Below are 245 nucleotides of genomic sequence, written 5' to 3'. Positions count from 1 at the left end.
GCGCTTAAGCAGCCTGACTACCTGTAGTGTTCCCTGTACACTCCAGAAATACACGCAAACGAAACCGTTCTAAATTTCGATAGCCGTATGCCCGGCGTTTGATGTTTTTGATCTTGTGGTTCGTCCCCTCGATTCGGGCATTCGTATATGGGCACAAAAAGTAGGAAAGAATCGGCTCCTTCCACCTTTCAAGCGTGTTGGCTGCTTCCTGAAAAGAAGCAAAAGGGCTCTGTTTAGCTAACTGA

General features: G+C 47.3%; 1 protein-coding gene. It reads right to left on the bottom strand.

Translation table 11 applies throughout. The features are described 5' to 3' along the window. Window positions 1-4: 4 nt before the first annotated feature. Window positions 5-245 (bottom strand): transposase (locus tag DCC82_RS03990; protein ID WP_146177911.1); only part of this gene is annotated, 241 nt, incomplete at its 5' end.

The organism is Geobacillus sp. LYN3, assembly GCF_003064505.1.
GTDB lineage: Bacteria > Bacillota > Bacilli > Bacillales > Anoxybacillaceae > Parageobacillus_B > Parageobacillus_B toebii.
This window is presented reverse-complemented; position numbering and strand designations above follow the sequence as displayed.